At 64.1% G+C, this 22,915-nt stretch carries 13 protein-coding genes; 7 read left to right on the forward strand and 6 right to left on the reverse strand.

What is annotated here, in order from left to right; translation table 11 throughout:
• The first annotated feature begins 4 nt into the window (after positions 1–4).
• The 5 genes from treS to treY are packed head-to-tail and all read left to right on the forward strand — an operon-like array spanning position 5 to position 12,056.
• On the forward strand, positions 5–3,298 hold the full coding sequence (treS, locus tag XI06_RS00225; protein ID WP_271604352.1) for a maltose alpha-D-glucosyltransferase: 3,294 nt from the start codon (positions 5–7) through the stop codon (positions 3,296–3,298).
• Positions 3,291–5,438 carry a 1,4-alpha-glucan branching protein GlgB gene (gene glgB, locus XI06_RS00230; RefSeq protein ID WP_271604353.1) on the forward strand — a complete coding sequence of 716 codons (2,148 nt, stop codon included), beginning with the start codon at positions 3,291–3,293 and terminating at the stop codon, positions 5,436–5,438. Before treS ends, glgB begins: the two co-directional genes overlap by 8 nt.
• Before the next feature lie 3 nt (positions 5,439–5,441).
• A complete protein-coding gene (gene glgX / locus XI06_RS00235) occupies positions 5,442–7,520 on the forward strand; it encodes a glycogen debranching protein GlgX (RefSeq protein WP_271604354.1) in 2,079 nt (692 codons plus the stop codon).
• Entirely contained in the window at positions 7,517–9,271 is a 1,755-nt protein-coding gene (treZ, locus tag XI06_RS00240; RefSeq protein ID WP_271604355.1) for a malto-oligosyltrehalose trehalohydrolase, read from the forward strand. Before glgX ends, treZ begins: the two co-directional genes overlap by 4 nt.
• 1 nt (position 9,272) lies before the next feature.
• Positions 9,273–12,056: a malto-oligosyltrehalose synthase gene (treY, locus tag XI06_RS00245; RefSeq protein WP_271604356.1), complete on the forward strand. Its 2,784-nt coding sequence runs from the start codon at positions 9,273–9,275 to the stop codon at positions 12,054–12,056.
• A gap of 3 nt (positions 12,057–12,059) precedes the next feature.
• Here the strand turns inward: treY and XI06_RS00250 are convergent, their stop codons facing one another.
• Complete coding sequence (locus XI06_RS00250) at positions 12,060–12,377, reverse strand: polyhydroxyalkanoic acid system family protein (protein ID WP_271604357.1); 318 nt, start codon at positions 12,375–12,377, stop codon at positions 12,060–12,062.
• A 182-nt stretch (positions 12,378–12,559) separates the two neighbouring features.
• Between XI06_RS00250 and XI06_RS00255 the strand changes: the two genes are divergently transcribed.
• Entirely contained in the window at positions 12,560–12,724 is a 165-nt protein-coding gene (locus XI06_RS00255; RefSeq protein WP_018318514.1) for a DUF3309 family protein, read from the forward strand.
• Positions 12,725–12,849: 125 nt separating this feature from the next.
• Here the strand turns inward: XI06_RS00255 and ligD are convergent, their stop codons facing one another.
• Complete coding sequence (ligD, locus tag XI06_RS00260; RefSeq protein WP_237873820.1) at positions 12,850–15,510, reverse strand: DNA ligase D; 2,661 nt, start codon at positions 15,508–15,510, stop codon at positions 12,850–12,852.
• A gap of 118 nt (positions 15,511–15,628) precedes the next feature.
• On the opposite strand from ligD, the gene ku reads away from it, so the two are divergent.
• The gene (ku, locus tag XI06_RS00265) at positions 15,629–16,513 is read left to right on the forward strand and encodes a non-homologous end joining protein Ku (RefSeq protein WP_237862640.1); all 885 of its coding nucleotides are present in this window, start codon (positions 15,629–15,631) and stop codon (positions 16,511–16,513) included.
• Between the two features lie 119 nt (positions 16,514–16,632).
• Here the strand turns inward: ku and XI06_RS00270 are convergent, their stop codons facing one another.
• The 4 genes from XI06_RS00270 to kdpB form a co-directional block, all read right to left on the reverse strand.
• Entirely contained in the window at positions 16,633–17,322 is a 690-nt protein-coding gene (locus XI06_RS00270) for a response regulator (RefSeq protein ID WP_237862641.1), read from the reverse strand.
• The gene (locus XI06_RS00275; RefSeq protein WP_237862642.1) at positions 17,319–20,042 is read right to left on the reverse strand and encodes a sensor histidine kinase; all 2,724 of its coding nucleotides are present in this window, start codon (positions 20,040–20,042) and stop codon (positions 17,319–17,321) included. Before XI06_RS00275 ends, XI06_RS00270 begins: the two co-directional genes overlap by 4 nt.
• A 39-nt stretch (positions 20,043–20,081) precedes the next feature.
• On the reverse strand, positions 20,082–20,687 hold the full coding sequence (locus tag XI06_RS00280) for a K(+)-transporting ATPase subunit C (protein WP_237873827.1): 606 nt from the start codon (positions 20,685–20,687) through the stop codon (positions 20,082–20,084).
• A 111-nt stretch (positions 20,688–20,798) separates the two neighbouring features.
• Positions 20,799–22,913, reverse strand: a complete 2,115-nt coding sequence (gene kdpB / locus XI06_RS00285) for a potassium-transporting ATPase subunit KdpB (protein WP_271604358.1) — start codon at positions 22,911–22,913, stop codon at positions 20,799–20,801.
• Between the last annotated feature and the right edge of the window lie 2 nt (positions 22,914–22,915).

The following is a 22,915-nucleotide window of genomic DNA, read 5'->3' on the forward strand; positions in this document are numbered from 1 at the left end:
CGCCATGAATGTTCTGTCTTCCGTCGACACCAAGAAGGCCGAGGCTGCCGCGATCGCGGACGAGCTCTGGTACAAGGACGCCATCATCTACCAGCTCCACGTCAAGGCCTTTGCCGACAGCAACAATGACGGCATCGGCGATTTCGCAGGGCTGACCGAGAAGCTGCCTTATCTGCAGGATCTTGGCGTCACTGCGCTGTGGCTGCTGCCGTTCTACCCCTCGCCCGGCCGCGACGACGGCTACGACATCGGCGATTACGGCGCGGTCAATCCCGATTTCGGGACGATGAAGGACTTCAAGCGCTTCATCCAGGAAGCGCAGAAGCGCGGCCTGCGCGTCATCACCGAGCTGGTCGTCAACCACACGTCCGACCAGCACAATTGGTTCAAGCGCGCGCGCCGCAGCCCGGCCGGCTCGAGCGCTCGCGACTGGTATGTGTGGAGCGACACCGACCAGAAATACCAGGGCACGCGCATCATCTTCACCGACACCGAGAAGTCGAACTGGACCTGGGATCCCGAGGCCGGCGCGTTCTACTGGCACCGCTTCTTCTCGCACCAGCCCGACCTCAATTTCGACAATCCGCGCGTCGTCAGCGCCATCATTCAGGTGATGAAGCGCTGGCTGGACGCCGGCGTCGACGGCTTCCGCCTGGACGCTATTCCCTATCTCTGCGAGCGCGAGGGCACCTCGAACGAGAACCTCCCGGAGACGCATGCGATCATCAAGCGCCTGCGCCACGAGCTCGACGCCTATTCCAAGGGAAAGCTGCTGCTGGCTGAGGCCAATCAATGGCCGGAGGACGTGCAGGAATATTTCGGCCGTGGCGACGAGTGCCACATGGCCTACCATTTCCCGCTGATGCCACGCATCTACATGGCGATCGCGCAGGAGGACCGTTTCCCGATCACCGACATCCTGCGCCAGACGCCTGATATTCCCGCGAGCTGCCAATGGGCGCTGTTCCTGCGCAACCATGACGAGCTGACGCTGGAGATGGTGACCGACGTCGAGCGCGACTATCTCTGGACCACCTACGCCAACGATCCCCGCGCCCGTATCAACGTCGGCATCCGCAGGCGCCTCGCGCCACTGATGGACAACGACCGGCGCAAGATCGAGCTGATGAACTCGCTGCTGCTGTCCTTCCCCGGCACGCCGATCATCTATTACGGCGACGAGATCGGCATGGGCGACAACATCTATCTCGGCGACCGCAACGGCGTGCGCACACCGATGCAGTGGAGCCCGGACCGCAATGGCGGCTTCTCCCGCGCCGATCCCGCCCGTCTCTATGCGCCGCTGATCATGGACCCCGTCTACGGCTACGAATCAGTCAACGTGGAGGCACAGTCGCGCAGCCTGTCCTCGCTGCTGAACGCGACCAAGCGGCTGATCTCGGTACGCAAGTCGACGCTCGCCTTCGGCCGCGGCACCATGACCTTCATCCGCCCGGCCAACCGCGCCGTGCTGGCCTATGTCCGGCAATATCGCGACGAGGTCATCCTCTGTGTCGCCAATCTGTCGCGCGCGGCGCAGGCGACCGAGCTCGATCTGTCGCCGTGGAAGGATCGCATCCCGCAGGAGATGCTCGGCCGTACCCGTTTTCCGGCGATCGGCGAATTGCCCTACATGATCACGCTGGGGCCCTATGGCTTCTATTGGTTCCAGCTCCAGGAGCGCGACAAATCCGAGCCGGTGGTGCCGCGCGCGGTGCCGGAATTCGAAACGCTGGTGGTGCCTGTTAACTCCAACTGGGTGTCGCTTGCCCGTGAGCGCGGCGTGTTCGAGCGCGACGTGCTGCCGGGATTCCTGTCGCGCACGCGCTGGTATCCCGAACACGATCCCAAGCACATCAAGGCTGCGCTGACGTCAGCAGTGCCGTTCAGCGACATCGGCGACAACAGGCCGTGGATCGCGTTCTTCGAGACGACGGACGACGAAGTCGCGACGCGCTACGTGCTGCCGATGCAGATCGAGTGGGTCCGCTTCGACCGCGAGCGCTTCAATCCGAGGGCACTCGCCGCCGTGCGCCAGGGCGCACGCGAAGGCACGCTGCTCGACGTCGCCACCGACCAGATCTTCATCGGGCTTTTCCTGCGAGGCTTGTCGCAGAATCTCGTCGTGGACGAGAACAATCTGCGGCTCGAGTTCAAGCCGACAAGCCGGTTCGCGGATTACACCGTGAAGGAGCCTGCGCGCATTCGGACGGTCGAGCAATCGAACAGCACGGCGCTAGTCGACAATCAGTATGTCGCCAAGATCTATCGTCGGCTCGAGAGCGGCAGCAACCCCGAGATCGAAATCGGCAATTATCTCACCGAGGTCGCGCGCTTTCCCAACACACCAGCGCTGCTCGGCAGCGTCGAGCTGGTCGAGGGCGTCAGCCGCAGCGCGCTCGGCGTGCTGCATGCCTATGTCGAGAACCAGGGTGACGGCTGGGCCGTCACCACGGGCTACCTCGACCGCTATATCGACGAGCAGCGGGTGCTGCCGCCGGATGAAATGCACCGCGAGACCCAGGAGCAGTCACCCTATTTGCACTTCGTGGCGCAGATTGGCCGTCGGCTCGCCGAGTTGCACATGGCGCTCGCCGCCGCAAAATCCCCCGACCTTGCCCCTGAACCGATCGGCAAAGCCGACGTCAAGCGCTGGACGACAGACCTCAAGGCAAGGGCCGAGCGGGTCTTCGACCGGCTGGCCGATGCCCGGGACGGCCTGCGCGAGGCTGACCGGCCCCTGATCGATCAGCTCGTCGCGATGCGCGCGACCTTGCCCGGCCACGTCAATGCGCTCTTGCCATCCGACATCGGCGGGTTGAACATCCGTCATCATGGCGACTTCCGCCTCGGGCAAACTCTGATCGTGAAGGACGACATCTTCATCATCGATTTCGACGGCGATCCGCACCTCACCCTGGTCGACAAGCGGCGCAAGCTGCCTGCCGCGCGCGATGTCGCCGGCCTGGTCCGCTCGATCGATCTTTCGGTTAACGCCGCGCTTGGCCGGGCGCTGTCGGGCGGGGGTCATGAACACGGCCGGATTACGGCCGCGCTCGACGAATGGCGCGAGCGCGCCACCGCGACCTTCCAGTCCGCCTATCGTGAGGCCATGGCCGACCGGCGGCTCTGGCCGGAAGACGCACATTCCGCGGAAAGCATGTTAAGGTTTTTCCTGCTTGATCTAGCGTTCGACGAGGTAGAGTACGAGCTGTTCCACCGGCCCGAAGGGCTCCATGCGCCGCTGACCGGCCTGCTTCGCATTCTGTCCAGTGCCGGGAGCGAAGCCCATGCCTAAACTGCCAGCCGAAGCCTACGCCATCATCGAGGGGCGCCACTCCGATCCCTTCCACTATCTCGGGATGCATCCCGAGGGTGGCAAGAGCGTGGTGCGCGCCTTCCTGCCGGAGGCCTCCAATGTCGAGGCGGTCGGTGAGCATGGCGAAGTCGCGCCGCTCGACCGCGTCCACGATTCCGGCCTGTTCATCGGCGCCCTGCCCAACGGCTCGAAGCACTACCAGCTTCGCGCCAAATTCGGCGACAAACTCGTCGAGTTCGAGGACGCCTATCGCTTTCCGCCAATCCTGACCGATTTCGACCTCTATCTGCTCGGCGAAGGCACGCATCAGCGGCTCTACGACAAGCTCGGCGCCCATCCGATGCGGCTGGACGGCATCGACGGTATCGGTTTCGTCGTGCTCGCTCCGAATGCGCGGCGGGTGTCCGTGGTCGGCGATTTCAATTTCTGGGACGGGCGGCGTCATCCGATGCGCGTGCGCGGCGCCGGCTATTGGGAATTGTTCATTCCGCATGCCAAATCCGGCGATCATTACAAGTTCGAGATCATCGGACCGCATGGCCATCTGCTGCCGCTGAAGTCCGACCCGATGGCGTTTGCCAGCGAAGTGCGGCCGAAGACGGCGTCGATCGTGTTCGACGAGGCGCATCTGCCGCGGCCTCGCCCGGCGCCCGACGGCATCAACGCGCTGTCGGCGCCGATGTCGATCTACGAGGTCCATCTCGGCTCGTGGCGGCGCAAGAGCGGCAACGAATGGCTAACCTATCGCGAACTCGCCGAGCAGCTGCCGGCCTATGCCCGCGACATGGGCTTCACCCACCTCGAATTCCTGCCGGTGAGCGAGCATCCGTTCGACGGCTCCTGGGGCTATCAGCCGACCGGCCTCTATGCGCCGACCAGCCGTTTCGGCGGGCCTGAGGACTTTGCCGCGCTGATCGATGCCTGCCATCGCGAGGGCATCGGCGTGCTGCTCGACTGGGTGCCCGGACATTTCCCTGATGATCCGCACGGGCTCGGCAGCTTCGACGGCACGGCGCTGTATGAGCACGCCAACCCGCTGCAGGGCCGCCACCTCGACTGGGGCACGCTGATCTACAATTACGGCCGCACCGAAGTGACGAACTTCCTCGTGTCGAACGCGCTGTTCTGGCTCGAGCGCTACGCTATCGACGGCCTGCGCGTCGATGCGGTCGCGTCCATGCTTTATCTGGACTACAGCCGCCCGCCCGGTGCCTGGATTCCGAACCAGTACGGCGGCCGCGAGAACATCGAGGCGATCAACTTCCTGCGCCGCTTCAACACCGAGCTGTTCGCGCGCTTCCCGCAGGCGACCACGGCAGCCGAGGAATCCACCGCGTGGCCGCAGGTCTCGCGCCCGGTCGAATTCGGCGGGCTCGGTTTCGGCTACAAGTGGAACATGGGCTGGATGCACGACACGCTGAACTACATCAGCAAGGATCCGATCCACCGCAAATATCATCACGGCGATATCCTGTTCGGCCTGCACTACGCCTTCTCGGAAAACTTCATCCTGCCGCTGTCGCATGACGAGGTCGTGCACGGCAAGCGCTCGATCTTCGGCCGCATGCCCGGCGACGAATGGCAGCGCTTTGCGAACCTGCGCGCCTATTACAGCTTCATGTTCGGCCATCCCGGCAAAAAGCTGCTGTTCATGGGCGGCGAGATCGCGCAAAGCCGCGAATGGAATCACGACCAGTCGCTCGACTGGCACCTGCTGGAATACAAGTACCATTCCGGCGTCCAGGCGCTGGTCCGCGACCTCAACCGGCTCTACCGCGCGGTGCCGGCGCTGCACCAGATGGATTGCGATCAGGCCGGCTTCGAATGGCTGATCACCGACGATGCCAACCGCAATGTCTTTGCCTGGCTGCGCAAGGGTTTTGACGAGCACGCGCGGTGTCTCGTGGTCATCAACTTCTCACCCAATGTCTATCGCAACTATCGCGTCCCCGTGCCCTTTGCCGGCAAGTGGAAAGAGGTGTTCAACTCGGACTCCGCCCATTATGGCGGCACCAATGTCGGCAACATCGGCGAGGTGCAAACCGTTGCCGGCAAGTCGCCCGAGCTTCGTCTCACCATTCCGCCGCTCGCCGCGATCTTCCTCGTTCCGGAAAGCTGACCGATGCGTCTGACTGCTGGATCGCCCGCGCGCCTCGGTGCAAGCTGGGACGGACGCGGCACCAACTTCGCGCTGTTCTCAGCCCATGCGCAGAAGATCGAGCTGTGCCTGTTCGACAGCCAGGGCCGGCGCGAGCTCGAGCGCATCGAGCTGCCGGAGCGCACCGAGGACGTCTGGCATGGCTATCTCAACGACGTCTCGCCGGGCCAGCTCTACGGCTATCGCGTGCATGGCCCTTATGAGCCCGAGCACGGCCACCGCTTCAACGCCAACAAGCTGCTGCTCGATCCCTACGCCAAGCGCCTTGCCGGGCGCCTGGTCTGGAGCGATGCGCATTTCGCCTATCGCACCGGCTCGGCGCGCGAGGATCTCTCGTTCGACCGGCGCGACAATGCGCGCGGCATGCCCAAGGCCGTCGTGGTCGACGAGACCTTCAACTGGGGCCGGCGCGAGATAAGGCCCAACATCCCCTGGGAAGACACCATCATCTACGAGGCTCACGTCAAGGGCCTGACCCAGAAGCGCGACGACGTGCCGCCGAATTTGCGCGGTACCTATGGCGGGCTGTCGTCGCCGGCGATGATCGAGCATTTGAAGAAGCTCGGCGTCACCACCATCGAATTGCTCCCGATCCACAGCTTCGTCGACGACCGCGTGCTGGTCGAGAAGAAGCTCGCCAATTACTGGGGCTACAACACGCTGTCCTTCTTCGCGCCGGAGCAGCGCTATGCCCAGGACAACGCGCTGGATTCCTTCCGCACCACCGTGGCGCGCCTGCACGATGCCGGCATCGAGGTGATGCTCGATGTGGTCTACAACCACACCGCCGAGGGCAACCATCTCGGCCCGACGCTGTGCTATCGCGGCATCGACAACGCCTCCTATTACTGGCTGAACCGCGAGAACCCGCGATATTACGACGACTTCACCGGCTGCGGCTCCTCGGTGAACCTCACTCATCCGCGGGTGCTGCAGATGGTGATGGATAGCTTGCGCTACTGGGTCGAGGTCTGCCATGTCGACGGCTTCCGCTTCGACCTTGCCACCACGCTCGCGCGCGGCCCGAACGGTTTTGATCGCGGCATCTCGTTCCTGACTGCAATCCGGCAGGATCCGGTGCTCGCCACCGTCAAGCTCGTCGCCGAACCTTGGGATCTCGGCCTCGGCGGCTACCAGGTCGGCGCCTTCCCCTCGCAATGGTCGGAGTGGAACGATCGCTATCGCAGCGCCATGCGCCGCTACTGGAGCGGCGAAGGCAGCCTGATCGGCGATATCTCCAGCCGCATGACGGCCTCCTCCGACCTGTTCAATCACGATGGCCGCCGGCCGCGCGCCAGCATCAACCACATCACGGTCCATGACGGCTTCACGCTGGCCGATCTCTTCAGCTACAACGACAAGCACAACGAGGCCAATGGCGAGGACAATCGCGACGGCTCCAACGACAACCACAGCAACAATTGCGGTGTCGAGGGCCCGACCGACGATCCCAAGATCCTCGGCCTGCGCCGCCAGCTTCGCAAGAACGTGCTGGCCTGTCTGATGCTGGCGCAGGGTATTCCCTTGATCCTTGCCGGCGACGAGGTCGGCAATTCGCAATCCGGCAACAACAACGCCTATTGCCAGGACAACGAAGTAGGCTGGGTCGGCTGGGACAATCTCGGCAAGGACGGCGACGACATGGTCGATTTCGTCGCTGACCTCGCTGACGTCAGGCGAAACTTCTCGCAGTTGCGCAGCCATCGCTGGCTCGACGGCCGCCCCAAGGACGGCATCTCCTACGGTGCGCTGTGGCTGACGCCCGAAGGCAACGAGATGACGGACAGCGACTGGACATTTCCGGACGGCCGGTTCCTTTCTTATGTGATGGGACCGATGGAACCGGGCAGCGCGGCGATCTTTATCGTACTGAACGCCGCCCCCGAAGAGATCGCATTCAAATTGCCCAAAATGCCCGAATACAAGAGCTGGCAGCAGATCCTCAATACGACGGATGCCAAGCTGAACAGCGTTAATTTCATGTCTGGAAGCGACAGCAAGGCGCCGCCGCGCTCCGTGCTCGCGTTCGCGGGGGCGCTATGAGGCCATCCTTCGGGGCGAAGCCGACCAAGGACGGCGTGTCGTTCCGACTGTGGGCGCCCGGCGCGCGTCGCGTCGACCTCCTGCTCGAGCGGCGGCACGCGATGCAGCGCCGGCAGGATGGCTGGTATGTCGCCGAAATCGCGGGCTTGCCAGTCGGCAGCCCCTACAGGTTCAGGATCGACGACGAGATCGACGTCCCCGATCCGGCGTCTGCATTCCAGCCCGAGGATGTGTTCGGCCCGAGTGAGGTGATCGATCACGACGCCTTCAAGTGGCGCGCGAAGGATTGGCGCGGCCGCCCCTGGGAAGAGACGGTGCTGATCGAGACCCATGTCGGCACCTTCACGCGCGACGGCACTTACCGCGCCATGATCGACAAGCTCGATCATCTGGTCGTATCAGGCATCACCGCGCTGGAGCTGATGCCGCTGGCCGATTTCGCCGGCCGCCGCGGCTGGGGCTATGACGGCGTGCTCTGGTACGCGCCCGACAGTGCCTATGGCCGCCCGGAAGATCTGAAGACGCTAATCGACGAAGCGCATCTGCGCGGGCTGATGGTCTTCCTCGACGTGGTCTACAATCACTTCGGCCCCGAAGGAAATTATCTCGGCCGCTATGCACCAACCTTCTTCACCGATGCGCACACGCCCTGGGGCAGCGCGATCGATTATCGCGTGCCGCAAGTGCGGGCCTTTGCGGTCGAGAATGCGCTGTCCTGGCTGACCGACTATCGCTTCGATGGTTTGCGACTCGATGCCGCCAACCACATCATGGCGATTCCCGGCGAGCAGTCGATGCTGCACGACCTCAGCGCCGCCGTCGGCGAGCTTGCCAAGGCCACCGACCGACACATTCATCTCGTGCTGGAGAATGGCGATAACCGCGCCAGCATGCTTGACGCCGCGCAGGAGCCGCCGAGCGGCAAATATCGCGCGCAGTGGAACGACGACTATCATCACGTCTGGCACGTGATGCTGACCGGCGAGCTCAACGGCTATTACGGCGACTACCAGACGCCGCGCATGGACCTCGCGCGCGCGCTCGCCTCGGGCTTCGTCTATCAGGGCGAGATCTCGGAATTCTGGGGCAAGAAGCCGCGCGGCGAAGCCAGCGGCGAGCTGCCGCCGGCGACCTTCGTCACCTTCCTGCAAAACCACGACCAGATCGGCAACCGCCCGCTTGGCGACCGCCTCGAGAGCCTGGCCTCGCCGCAGCAGATCGAGGCCGCGCTCGCAGTGACGCTGCTCGCGCCGATGGTGCCGATGCTGTTCCAGGGCGAAGAATGGGGCTCGAAGGTGCCCTTCCCGTTCTTCTGCGATTTCCAGGGCGGCCTTGCCGATGCCGTGCGCAAGGGCCGCAAGCAGGAATATGCCTGGGCCTACGCGACATACGGCGACGAAGTGCCCGATCCGCTTGATCCGGCCACGCCGCAATCGGCCGTGCTGGACTGGACGGGCCGCACGCCCGAACAGGACGCGCGGCTGGCGCTGGTGCGCAATCTCCTCGCGCTTCGCCACAAGGAGATCATGCCGCGGCTGAAGGGCGCGCGGTTCGGCGATGCCGTGGCTGAAGACAACGGCCTGCTCAATGCGCACTGGCGCATGGGCGACGGTACGACGCTGCGGCTCACGGCCAATCTGTCCGACAAAGACATCGCGCATTCCAACAACGATGCAGGCACGCCGATCTGGGGCGGCGCGGCCGGCGACCGACTTCCGCCCTGGTCGGTGGTTTGGCATCTCGGAGGTTGATATGCCTTCCGCGATTCCTCTTGCGACCTACCGGCTTCAGCTCACCGCGGATTTCGACTTCGACAAGGCCGCTGCGGTCGTGCCTTACCTCAAGGCGCTCGGGATCACGCATCTCTACGCCTCTCCGGTGATGAAGGCACGCAAAGGCTCGACCCATGGCTACGACACCGTCGATCACAGCCAGTTCAATCCCGAGCTCGGTGGCGAGGCCGGCTTTGCGCGGCTGAGCGAGACGCTCGCTAAGCACGATCTCGGCCTCATCATCGACTTCGTGCCCAATCATGTCGGCGTGCATTTCGCCGACAATCCCTGGTGGCTGGACGTGTTGGAATGGGGCCAAGCCTCGCCGCACGCCGTTTCCTTCGACATCGATTGGGATCAATTGCCCTATCGTGCCCGCGGCGGCGTGCTGCTGCCGATCCTCGGTACGTCTTATGGCGAGGCGCTGGAACGCGGCGACATTGAGCTGCGCTACGATCCGGATGAGGGCAGTTTTTCTGCCTGGTATTTCGAGCACCGCCTGCCGATCGCGCCGGAACGCTATGGCGAGATCCTGCGGATGATCGTGAAGGAGGCGGATGCCGCCGATACCGTCGCCGGCAAACGCCTGCTCTCGCTCGCCGCGCACACCACCGGCCTGCGCCGGCCGAACCGCAAGGAAGCGCCGGGCTTCAAGGCGGAGTTGAAGGAGATCACAGGCAGCGCCGACATCATCATCCACGGCCTCGCCGCCTATCGCCCGGCAAAAGATCGCCCGGCGCAGACGCTGGCGCTGCATCACTTGCTGGAACGGCAGAACTACAAGCTGGGCCATTGGCGGCTGGCGTCCAGCGACATCAACTATCGCCGTTTCTTCGACGTCAACGGGCTCGCGGGCCTCCGCGTCGAGGACGCGAGCACGTTTGCCGCCACGCACCGGCTGGTGAAGCAGCTCGTCACCGACGGGAAGCTGCAAGGCATCCGCCTCGATCACATCGACGGCCTGCGCGACCCCGCGCAATATTGCCAGCGGCTACGCCGGCTGGTGCGCGACGCGCAAGGCAATGCAAAGCCGTTCTACACCGTGATCGAAAAGATCCTGTGCGAGCACGAGAAGTTGCCGCACTTTGCCGGCGTCCAGGGCACCACCGGCTATGAATGGATGAACGCGATCACCCAGGTGCTGGTCGATGCCAGGGGGCTGGAGGCGCTGGACGAAACCTGGCGCCAGATCAGCAACCGGCCGCCGCGGCTCGCGCCTTACGTGAAGGATGCCAAGAGGCGCGTGCTGGAGACGCTGCTGACCAGCGAATTCATCGTGCTGACGCGTCTGCTTGCCCGGATCGCCAACGGGCACTATTCGACCCGCGACTTCTCCGCCGACAGCCTGCGGCAGGCACTCGAGCTCTACGTGCTGCACTTCCCGGTCTATCGCACTTACCTGACCCATAGCGGCCCGACCGCGCTGGACCGCAAACTGATCGACGACACCATCGCGCGTGCCCGCGCAGAGTGGTTCGCTGCGGATGAAGGCATTTTCGACTTCCTGCGCGATGCGCTGACCATGGACCTGCTCAAACCCGGCCGCCCGCCGCACAGCGCGCCGCGCGTGCGCCGGTTTGCGCTGAAGGTGCAGCAATTCACCGGACCGATGATGGCGAAATCGCTGGAGGACACCGCGTTCTACCAGTTCCATAGGCTGCTGGCGCTGAACGAGGTCGGCGGCGATCCCGCCAGCAAAGGCCTCACCGTACCCGCCTTTCACGAGGCGATGCGAGCCCGCGCCAGGGAATGGCCGCAGGGGATGACGGCAACGGCCACCCACGACACCAAGCGCGGCGAGGATGCGCGGGCGCGGATCGCGGCGCTCAGCGAGATCTCAGGCGAATGGACCAGCGCGGTTTCGCGCTGGAAGGTGCTGAACGCGCCGCACCTTGCGCTCCACGCCAATCTGCGCGCGCCATCGGCAACGTTCGAATACATGCTCTACCAGGCCCTGCTTGGCGCCTGGCCGCTACAGGGGATGGATGCCAGTTTCGTCGAGCGCATCCAGGCCTATGCGCTCAAGGCGGCTCGCGAGGGCAAGGAAGAGACAAGCTGGCTCAATCCGCATGAAGCGTATGAAAATGGCGTCAAGAGCTTCATCGAGAAGATTCTCGATCCAGCACTGTCAGTCGAATTCCTGGAAGCGCTTGCCACTCTGGCTCGCCGCGTCGCGCTGCTTGGCGCGCTGAATTCGCTGAGCCAGCTCACGCTGAAGGCGACACTGCCGGGCGTGCCCGATTTCTACCAGGGCACCGAATATTGGGACCTGTCGCTGGTCGATCCCGACAACCGCCGCCCGGTGGATTTTGCCGCAAGGCAAGCGGCGCTGGATTCGCTGGAAACGCCGGACTGGGGCGGGCTGATCAAGACCTGGCCGGACGGCCGGCTCAAGCTGGCGTGGACGCGGCACCTTCTCAAGCTCCGTACTGAGCTTGCCGACGTTTTTGCGCAAGGCGGTTATCAGCCGCTGGAGGTGCGCGGCGCGCACGCCGATCATGTGATCTCTTTTGTCCGCCACCACGGCCGCGCTGCAGCCATCGTCGTGGTTGCGCGACAATTCGCGCCCTTCACGCAGGCGGGCCGCGAGTGGCCCGCGCTCGAAGCTTTTGACGCAACCGTCGACGTCAGCGGCTACGCCGCGCCGGGCCTTGCGGGCAACGAATTGCCGCTCGCGCAGGCGTTCGGTGATTTTCCCGCCGCTGTCATCGAGGCCCGCACGGCAAGCTCCATCAAGCCTGGACGAGAGCGCGTGCGCGCCTGACGCTCATTTCCCCTCATCCTTGGTCAGCAGCAATTGTCCGCGCTTGTGGATGGTCGCCTGCGCCATCTCGGCGAAGCGCTGCAGCAGCCACGGCAGCACCACCTCGACCTTCACATGATCGTCGGCGACATCAACCTGACCGCTCGCGATCTGGCCGAGGGCGCGGATGCGAAAGTTCATGGTGTCGCCGCTCCAGCGCTCCTCCTCGACCTGCATCACGGGAATGCTGGCGGCGGCGCGGCCGAGCCCGGTCTTGAGCCGGCGCACCGCCTCCTCGCGGCCGAGACGATGCGGAATGGAGACGACAAGCGGTGCTGACATGGCCCTGCCCTGTGGTGACTGATCCTCACATAGTGATGCCGGATGGAGACGCAAAGGTTCCATGCAAGTTGGAGCCGTCGCCCCGTTTCAAATCCGGAACTTTAAAACCCTGGGCAAGTTGCCCTCCGCACAACGGGACAGGTTGCAACGACCCTTTCGACAAAGGGCTGGAGGAGATTCTCATGTCTATCGGTACGATCATTCTGATCATCCTGGTTATCGCGCTGCTCGGCGGCTTCAGCGGCATCGGCGGCGGCCCGTTCTACGGCACCGGCTATTACGGCGGCGGCGGCCTTGGGCTCGTCATCGTCATTCTGCTGATCCTGCTGCTGATGGGCCGGATCTAGCACGAGATCGCGTAGGGTGGGCAAAGGCGCACTTGCGCCGTGCCCACCTTCCCTCTCCGTAACAGGCAGATGGTGGGCACGCGCCGCTTTGCCCACCTTACGGGAGTTGCGCCCGTAGCTCCGGCCTACTTCGTTTTCCCCGCCAGCTTCTTGATCGCCGCCTTGATCGACGCGGCCGCATCATCATAGCCCTCCCACGCCTTCGATCGCGCCAAAAGGCCCGGCACAGTCCGCACCGTGTAGCGCTTCGGATCGAGATCGCCCTTCACCTGGGCCCAGGTCACCGGCATCGACACGGTCGCACCATCGCGCGCACGCGGCGACAGCGGCGCCACCGCGGTGGACAGACGATCATTGCGTAGATAGTCCAGAAAGATCTTCCCGTTGCGCAGCTTCTTGGACATGTTGAGCAGGTAGCGCTCGGGATCGTCATCGGCCATCCGCCGGCAAACGCCTTGCGCGAAGGCTTTAGCTTCTTTCCAGCTCACTTTGTCGCGCGCGCCGTGGAGCAGCGGCACCACGACGTGGAGACCCTTACCGCCGGTGGTCTTGCAAAAGCTCTCCATGCCGACGTCGGCGAGCCGCTTCCTCATCTCCTTGGCCGCCTCGACGACATCGGCGAACTTCACATCCGGTGCCGGATCGAGGTCGAACACCAGGCGGCCCGGGGTATCATAGGCGTCAGGCGCGCAATTCCAGGGATGCAGTTCGACGCCGCCTATCTGCGCGACCGCAGCGAGCCCCTCGACGCGGTCGATCTGCAAATAGGGCTTGCGATCGCCCGAGACCTTGGCGAGCTCGAGCAGGTTCGATGTGCCCTGCATGGCGTGGCGCTGAAAGAACTTCTCGCCGGAGATGCCGTCGGGTGCGCGCAGGATCGAGCAGGGACGGCCCTTCAGATGTTCGATCATCCAGGCGCCGACGGCCTCGAAATAGCGCGCGAGATCGAGCTTCGTCACGCCCTCACCGTCGCCGCCGTCAGGCCACAGCTCCTTGTCCGGCTTCGAGATGACGACGCCCATGACCTCGGCAGTGCCGGAGTCCTTTCGCTTGTCGGCCTTCGGCGCGGCGCGCTTCCGGGCCGAGGGTTTTGCCAGATTGGTATCCACGGGCGTCTCCGCCTCGACCTCCGCGGCCGGCTTGTCCTGCCGCAGGCCCTTGAAGGCAGCCTGGCGGATATTGCCATCGGCCGTAAAGCCGGCGAACTCGATTTCGGCGACGAGCTCGGGCTTCAGCCAGTGCACGTCGCGAGTTTTCCTCGGCGCATTCTTGCCGCCGAAGGGACTTTCCTTGGCCTCCAGGGTCTTCAGCGACGGCATGATGCGCTTGACCTTGTCCGCACCAAAGCCGGTCCCGACCATTCCGACGAAGGCGAGATGATCGCCCCGATGCACGCCCGCCATCAGAGAGCGGAATTTTCCATTGGTGGTCTTGTAGCCGCCGATGACGACCTCGTGCCCGGCGCGACATTTGGCCTTCGTCCAGCTCTCGGTGCGGCCCGAACGATATGGCGCGTCCAGCTTCTTCGACACCACGCCTTCAAGCTCGAGCTTGCAGGCCGATTGCAACACCGCCTCGCCGCCGCTCTCGAAATGCTCGACATAACGGATTTGGCTCGCCTTCGTCTTGCGCGTCTCCAGCAATTCCTTGAGGCGTTCCTTGCGCTCGCCGAGCGGCAGGCGGCGATAGTCGAGGCCCTCGGCGAAAAGCAGATCGAAGGCGAAGAAGATCAGCTCCTCGGTCTTGCCGTCCGACAGGGCGGCCTGCAGCGAGGAAAAGTTCGGCGCGCCATTGTGGTCGAGGGCGACGATCTCGCCGTCGATCAGCGCGTCGGGCAACCCGTTCGCCTCCTTGGCGATCGATGCGAACTTCTCGGTCCAGTCGAGGCCCTTGCGCGTCTTCAGCGTCGCCTCGCCGTCCTCGACGCGCAGCTGAACACGGTAGCCGTCGAACTTGATCTCGTGGCACCAGCCATCCGACGCCGGCGGCCGCTCTACCGGGGTACAGAGCTGCGGCTCCACGAAGTCAGGCATCTCCGAGGCCTTCTTGGCCGTCGTCGCAGTCGTCGCTTTCTTCTTCAACGTTTTGCCGCTCTTCAGCGCCGCGCGGGGCGCAGGCTTGACCGTGCGCCCTTTCGTCTCTTCGGCCCGGTTGGATTGCCAGACCGCATCGGCCTTGCCCTTGCTCTTCGCCAGCATGAACGGTTTTGGCGCGCGCCCCTTCCCGCCTGCGATCTGTTCCATCGCACGGCCGGAGGCCACGGACTTGTCCTCCGCCAAAATATCCTCGTCCTCGCTGGCATAGTCGTCGCGGTGCTTGATCAGCAGCCAGTTGGTGCGCTTCTCGCCGCTGCGATTGCGCATGCGAACCAGCACCCAGCTGCCGTGCAGCTTGTCGCCATGCAGGGTGAATTTGAGGTCGCCCTTTTTGAAGCCGGCTTCGGGATCATCGGATTCCCAGGTGCCGCGGTCCCACAGCATCACGGTGCCGCCGCCATACTGCCCTTCGGGGATCGTTCCTTCGAAATCGCCATAGTCGAGCGGATGGTCCTCGACTTCCACCGCCAGCCGCTTGTCCTGCGGATTGAGCGAGGGTCCTTTGGTTACCGCCCAGGACTTGAACACGCCGTCGAATTCGAGCCTAAGGTCGTAATGCAGCCGGGTCGCATCATGTTTCTGGATCACGAAGCGCCGTTGCTTTGACGGCGCGACCGCTGCCTTGCCCGACGGTTCGGGCGTCTTTTCGAAGTCACGCTTCTTTCGATAGGTGGAGAGTTTTTGCAGCACGACCGGTCCCACATCCTCTAATCGCGTTGAAGCCTATCACGGCAAAAGTCCCACCCGGAACCAAAACCCTGGCGGGTGGTTGGAGTTCCAAAACGCGTTGAAATCACTGGAGAATGGAATGGCCCCGCGCGCCTATTGGAAGGGAACGTTGAAACTCTCGCTGGTCAGTTGCCCGGTCGTGCTCTATCCGGCGACCACGGCTGCCGAGAAGACACGGTTTCACATGATCAACCGCGAGACCGGCAACCGGCTCAAGCAGCAGATGGTGGATGCCGAGACCGGCGACGTCGTCGAGAGCGACCAGAAAGGCCGCGGCTACGAGTTGCGCAAGGGCAAATATGTCGAGATCGAGCCGGAGGAGCTCGAGGCCGTGCAGATCGAGAGCAACCACACCATCGACATCGAGAGCTTCGTGCCGAGCGAGGAGATCGATCAGCGCTATCTCAACCACCCCTATTACATTGCGCCCGAAGGCAAGGCTGCGATCGACGCCTTTGCCGTGATCCGCGACGCCATGAAGGACCAGGATCGCGTGGCGCTCGCCAAGATCGTGCTGACCAATCGCGAGCACATCATCGCGATCGAGCCGCTCGGCAAGGGCCTGCTCGGCACCACGCTGCGCTTTCCTTACGAGCTGCGCGACGAGGACGCGTTTTTCGACAACATCAAGAGCCCGAAGATCACCAAGGACATGGTCGAGCTCGCCGGCCACATCCTGCATACCAAGGCCGCGCATTTCGATCCCAGTAAGTTTAAGGACGACTACGAAACCGCGCTGAAGGCGCTGGTGAAGCGCAAGGCCAGCGGTAAGAAGATCGAATTGCCGGAGCCCGAGGAGCGGCCGAGCAATGTTGTCAGCCTGATGGATGCGCTGAAGCAGAGCTTGAAGGGGCGCGGCGGGAAGAAAACCGCGGCGAAGTCGCATGCGCGACGGGCGACGGGGCGGCGGCACGCTGCCAAGAAGACGCACCGATCCACAGCGCGGCAGAGGAAGGCGGGTTGATTTGCTCCGTCATTGTGAGCGCAGCGAAGCAATCCAGGATCGTTCCGCGGAGGGACTCTGGATTGCTTCGCTGCGCTCGCAATGACGATATGGAAGCAGAATCGCGTCCCAACAGGAAGTCAATCCCCCGCCTTCAGCCGGTACCCGATCCCCGTCTCCGTCAGCACATATTGCGGGCGCTCCGGATCGGCTTCGATCTTCTGGCGGAGCTGGCGGACGTAGACGCGCAGATATTGCGCGTCGGTCAGCTCGTCCCAGAGCTCCTTGAGCAGGAATCTGTGGGTCAGCACCTTGCCGGCATGCTGGACCAGCACGCGCAGGAGATCGTATTCCTTCGGCGATAGCTTGATTTCGCGCTCGCCGAGCTTGACGATGCGGCGGACGAGATCGACCGAGAGATCCCCAGTGCGAAACACCGGACGCTCACCCTGCACCTGCAACTGATGCCGTAGTGCGGCGCGCAGGCGCGCCAGAAGCTCGTCCATGCCGAACGGCTTGGTCAGATAATCATCGGCGCCGAGATCGAGCGCCTGCACCTTGCCGGCCTCGTCGCCGCGGCTCGACAGCACCACGATCGGCACGCTCTCGTTGCGGGCGCGGATGGTGCGCAGCAGCTCATGGCCCTGGATGTCGGGCAGGCCGAGATCGAGAATGATCAGCGCGGGCTCTTCGCTGAGCTTCTCCAGCGCGACCTTGCCGTTCGACGCCTCCAGGATCTCGTAGCCCTGCGTCGATAGCCCCATCCGCAACAGCTTGCGGATCGGCGGCTCGTCGTCGATCACCAAAACCTTGATCGGGGCAGCACTCATGCGGCGGTATCCAATGCTTTGGTCTGCGCCGGAACCGGCAGACGAATGGTGAGGATGGCGCCGCTGCGGTCGCTGCGATTGGCAGCCGAGATCGTGCCGCGCATGGCTTCGACGAAACCGCGCGAGATGGCAAGCCCGAGCCCGGTGCCGGGACGGACATGGTCGCCTTTCTGCACGCGATAGAACTTGTCGAACACGCTTTCGAGCTCAATGGGCGGAATGCCGGCACCCTCGTCCACGATATCAAGCACCACCTGGTCGCCCTCGCGCCGGCTCTTGATTGCAATGGTGGTCTCAGCCGGTGAATATTTTGCCGCATTGTCGAGCAGGTTGAACAGCACCTGCTCGAACAACACCGCGTCGAGCTCGAGCATCGGCAGATCGGCAGCCAGGATCAGCTCCACCTTGTGAGCTGTCAGGATCTTCGAGGCCCTCCGCAGTGCGCTGCCGACGATCTCGCCGAGATCGTGCAGCGCCGTGTTGGGCACGATGGCGCCGGATTCGAGCTTGGTCATGTCGAGCAGATTGGCAATGAAGCGGTTGAGCCGCTCGGACTCGTCGATCACGGTCGCCAGCAGATCGCGCTTCTCGGTGTCGGACAGCGCGCCGGCGAGATCGCGCATGGTCGAGGCCGCCCCCAGCACAGACGCGAGCGGCGTTTTCAGATCGTGGGAAATCGAGGTCAGCAAAGCCGAGCGAAGTCGTTCGGACTCGACGGTGCGCTTGACCCGGTCCATGTCCTCGACCAGCAGCACGCGCTCGATCGCGAGCGCGCCCTGGTCGACCAGCGCGTCCAGCAGCCGGCGCTGGTCCGGCGTCAGCAGCGGGCCGGTGCGATCATTGTCGATGCCGATCACGCCGATCGGACCGCGCCCGGTGCGCATCGGCAGGAACAGCCGCTTGGCGCCCGGCAACGTATCCGAGCCACGGCCGGCGGGGCGGTCATTGCTCCAGGCCCAGTTGGCGGCGGCAAGATCGGCCTGGTCGAGCTGGTCCTCGGGCGGATAGCCTGATTTCACCGTCAACAGGCCATCCTCCGGCAGCAGGAGCACCACGCGAACTTTCAGCATTAGCGCGATCTGATAGGCCGAGGCCCACAGCACGTCATCGAGCGTGGCCGTGCCGGCGAGCTTGCGGCTGAAGGCGTAAAGCTGCTCAGTGGTCCTGATGCGGCCGATCGCGGTGTCGGCCTGCGTGCGCACGCGCGCCGCCACATTGGACACCAGGATCGCGATCAGCATGAAGAAAAAGAACGCCGCGACATTGGTCGGATCGGTGATGGTGAAGGTGTAGACCGGCGGCAGGAAGAAGAAATTATAGGCCAATGAGGCTGCGATGCTCGCAAGCAGCGACGGCCACAAGCCGTAGCGCACCGCGACCGCGACCACCGCGGTGAGCAGCACGAGGTCAACATTCTCGATGCCGAACCGCGGTTGAAGCAGCTCTGCGGCGCCGAGGCCGACCAGCACGACACCGAGCGATTTGAGATAGGGCAGCGGATTGAACGGTTCGGTCCGCGCGGCGGTCTGCACGGCCGTCTTCGGCGCCGCCTCGTCCAACAGCTCGTCGCCGGGGATGACATGAACGCTGATATTGCCGGCACGGCGCACCAGATCGTGCACGACAGAGCCGCGCGCCATCTCGAACCAGCGCGAGCGGGTCGACTTGCCGATCACGATCTGGGTGACGTTGTTGCCTTGCGCGAAATTGATGACGTCGTCGGCGATGCGGCGGCCGACCGCGGGAATCGTCAGCGCCTCGCCGCCCAGCGATTCCGCAAGCCGCAGCGTGTCCGCCAGCCGGTCACGCTCCTGGTCCGAGAGCTGGAGCGAGCGTCGCGTCTCGATCGAGATCGCGGTGAATTGCGCATGCAGCCGATCGGCCAGCCGCTTGGTATAACGCACGAGCCCGGCCGCGCGCGGATCCTCGCTGACGCAGACGAGGATGCGCTCGCCCGCGGCCCACGGGCCTGCGATGGCGTTCGCCTGCATGTGATTGAGCAGCTGCTCGTCGACGCGCTCTGCCGTGCGCCGCAGCGCCAGTTCGCGCAGCGCAGTCAGGTTGCCCGGCGAAAAGTAATGCTCCAGCGCCCGCTCGGCCTGCTTGGGAACGTAGACCTTGCCTTCACGCAGGCGCTGGATCAGGTCGTCGGGCGTGAGGTCGATCAGCTCGATCGCATCGGCGCGGTCGAAGATCGAATCCGGCACGGTCTCGCGGACCCGGACATGGGTGATCTGGGCGACGACGTCGTTCAGGCTCTCGATATGCTGGATGTTGACGGCGGTATAGACGTCGATGCCGTGGGAGAGCAGCTCCTCGACGTCGAGATAGCGCTTGGGATGACGGCTGCCGGGGGCATTGGTGTGCGCGAGCTCGTCGACCAATGCGATCTTCGGCCGCCGCGCGATCACGGCATCGAGGTCCATCTCCTCGACGATCTGGCCGCGATAGTCGAGCCGCTTGCGCGGGACGACCTCCAGTCCCCGCACCAGCGCCTCGGTCTCGGCGCGGCCATGGGTCTCGACGAAGCCGACCACGACGTCGATGCCGGCCTTGCGCCGGGCATGGGCGCTCTGCAGCATCTCGTAGGTCTTGCCGACGCCGGGGGCGGCGCCGACGAAGATCTTCAGCTTGCCGCTCGCGCTCTCCTCCCGGCGCGCGGCTTCCAGCAGCGCCTCGGGCGATGGACGTTGTTCGGGATCGCGGCGCTGCTGAACCATCAGGCCAATATAATCATCCTGATATTGCCGGCCTAGACGCTACTTCGCGGACGCACGATCCAGCGCGAGATTCAGCGCCAGAACGTTAACCCTGGGTTCGCCGAGCAGGCCGAGCCAACGGCCCTCGGTGTTGGCGGCGACGAGTGTCTTAAGCGACTCTTCCGGAATATTGCGCGCCTTTGCCACCCGCGGCACCTGGAATTGCGCGGCCTCAGGCGAAATGTCGGGGTCGAGACCGCTCGCCGAGGTCGTGACCAGATCGACCGGAACGGGGGCATTCGGGTTCTCGGCCTTAAGCTTGTCCACATCCTCCTTCAGCCGGTCGGCCAGCGCCTTGCTGGTCGGGCCGAGATTGGAGCCGCCGGAATTGGCCGCGTTGTAGGGCGCGGACACTGTCTTGGTCGAATCATTGGGGTCCGGCGCCAGCGTCGCCGAGGGGCGGCCATGGAAATATTTATCGTCCTTGAACTCCTGCCCGATCAGGGCGGAGCCGATCACCTTGCCGTCCTTCTCGATCAGGCTGCCTTGCGCCTTGGCGGGGAAGATCGCGCCGGCGATGCCGGTCATGGCGAGCGGATAGGCCAGGCCTGTGATGGCGGTGAGCACCAGCAGAAGGACGATGGCGGGGCGGATTTCTCTGAGCATGTATTTTCTCCAGTTTCTCTCGTCATCGCGAGGAGCGAAGCGACGAAGCAATCCAGGCTGTCAACCGCGGAGACATTTCTGGATTGCTTCACTTCGCTCGCAATGACGAACTCAAGCCAGGTGCAAGGCAACGACGACGAGGTCGATTGCCTTGATGCCGATAAAGGGAATGACGATGCCGCCGAGGCCGTAGATCAAGAGGTTACGCCGAAGCAACGCGCCGGCGCCGACCGCGCGATAGGCGACGCCCTTCAGAGCCAGAGGAATCAGGCCGATGATGATAAGCGCGTTGAAGATGATCGCCGACAGGATCGCGCTCCGCGGGCTCGACAGGTTCATGACGTTCAGCACGTTGAGCTGCGGGTAGAACGCCAGGAACATCGCCGGGATGATCGCAAAATACTTTGCGACGTCGTTGGCGATCGAGAACGTCGTCAGCGCACCGCGCGTCATCAGAAGCTGCTTGCCGATCTCGACCACCTCGATCAGCTTGGTTGGGTTGGAATCGAGATCGACCATGTTGCCAGCCTCGCGGGCGGCTTGCGTGCCGGTGTTCATGGCGACACCGACGTCGGCCTGCGCCAGCGCCGGCGCATCGTTGGTACCGTCGCCGCACATGGCGACCAGCTTGCCCTTGGCCTGTTCCTCGCGGATCAGCTTGAGCTTGTCCTCGGGCGTAGCCTGCGCCAGGAAATCGTCGACGCCGGCTTCCGCTGCGATCGCGGCAGCCGTCATCGGATTATCGCCTGTGATCATGATGGTGCGAATGCCCATGCGGCGCAGTTCGGCAAAGCGCTCACGGATGCCGCCCTTGACGATGTCCTTGAGTTGGATCACGCCGAGCAGACGGCCGTCCTTCGCAACGGCAAGCGGCGTGCCGCCGGCCTTTGCGATCTCGTCGGAAATCGTCTGGATCTCCCGCGCGGTGTCCGAGTTGAGCGAAGGCTGAACGGCACGAACGGCATTGCCAGTTGCGACGGCCTGTGCTGCTCCGCCACCGATGTAGTTCAAGATTGCATCGACAGCGCCCTTGCGCACCGACGAGCCACCGGCATCAACGCCGCTCATACGGGTCTGCGCCGTGAACGGAACGAAGGTCGCGCCAAGCTCGGCCATGTCGCGACCGCGGATGCCGTACTTCTCCTTCGCCAGCACGACGATTGAACGACCTTCAGGGGTCTCGTCGGCGAGCGAGGCAAGCTGGCCGGCATCCGCCAGTTCCTGCTCGGTCACGCCGCGAACGGGACGGAACGCCGTCGCCTGGCGGTTGCCGAGGGTGATGGTGCCGGTCTTGTCGAGCAGCAGAGTGTCGACGTCGCCAGCGGCCTCGACCGCGCGGCCCGACATTGCCAGCACGTTGAAGCGCACCAGGCGGTCCATGCCGGCGATGCCGATCGCCGAGAGCAGCGCACCGATCGTGGTCGGGATCAGCGTCACGAACAGCGCGACCAGCACGATGATCGAGATCGAGCCGCCGGCATAAGCCGCATAGCTCGGGATGGTGACGGTGGCGAACACGAAGATGATGGTGAGGCCGGCGAGCAGGATGTTGAGCGCGATCTCGTTCGGCGTCTTCTGCCGCTCGGCACCCTCGACCAGCTTGATCATGCGGTCGATGAAGGTCGAGCCCTGTGCCGCGGTGATGCGGACGCGGATCCAGTCGGACAGCACCTGCGTGCCGCCCGTGACCGCCGAACGGTCGCCACCGGACTCGCGGATGACAGGCGCGGACTCACCGGTGATGGCGGCCTCGTTGACGGAAGCAACGCCCTCGATCACCTCGCCATCGGACGGAATCGTATCTCCCGCCTCGACCAGCACGATGTCACCGACCTTCAAGCTCGTGCCCGGCACAAGCTTGAAGTCATGACCTGCACCGTTAAGGAGCTTGGCCTGGCTTTCGGTGCGGGTCTTGCGCAGCGAATCCGCCTGCGCCTTGCCGCGGCCCTCGGCCACCGCCTCGGCGAAGTTCGCGAACAGCACCGTGAACCAGAGCCAGAGAATGATTTGAAAAGTGAAGCCGAGGTTCATCCCGCCCGTGACGAGGTCGCGCAAGAAGATCACCGTGGTGAGCGCAGCCACGACCTCGACCACGAACATGACGGGGTTCTTCACCATCAGCCGCGGATTGAGTTTGGCGAAGGACGCGCGGATCGCGGGCAGCACGATTTTCGGATCGAGCATTGCCGACATCGGGGCACGCTTTTGCAGTTTCATCGTATCCATGG

This window comes from Bradyrhizobium sp. CCBAU 11434, from assembly GCF_028128895.1.
Lineage (GTDB): Bacteria > Pseudomonadota > Alphaproteobacteria > Rhizobiales > Xanthobacteraceae > Bradyrhizobium > Bradyrhizobium zhengyangense.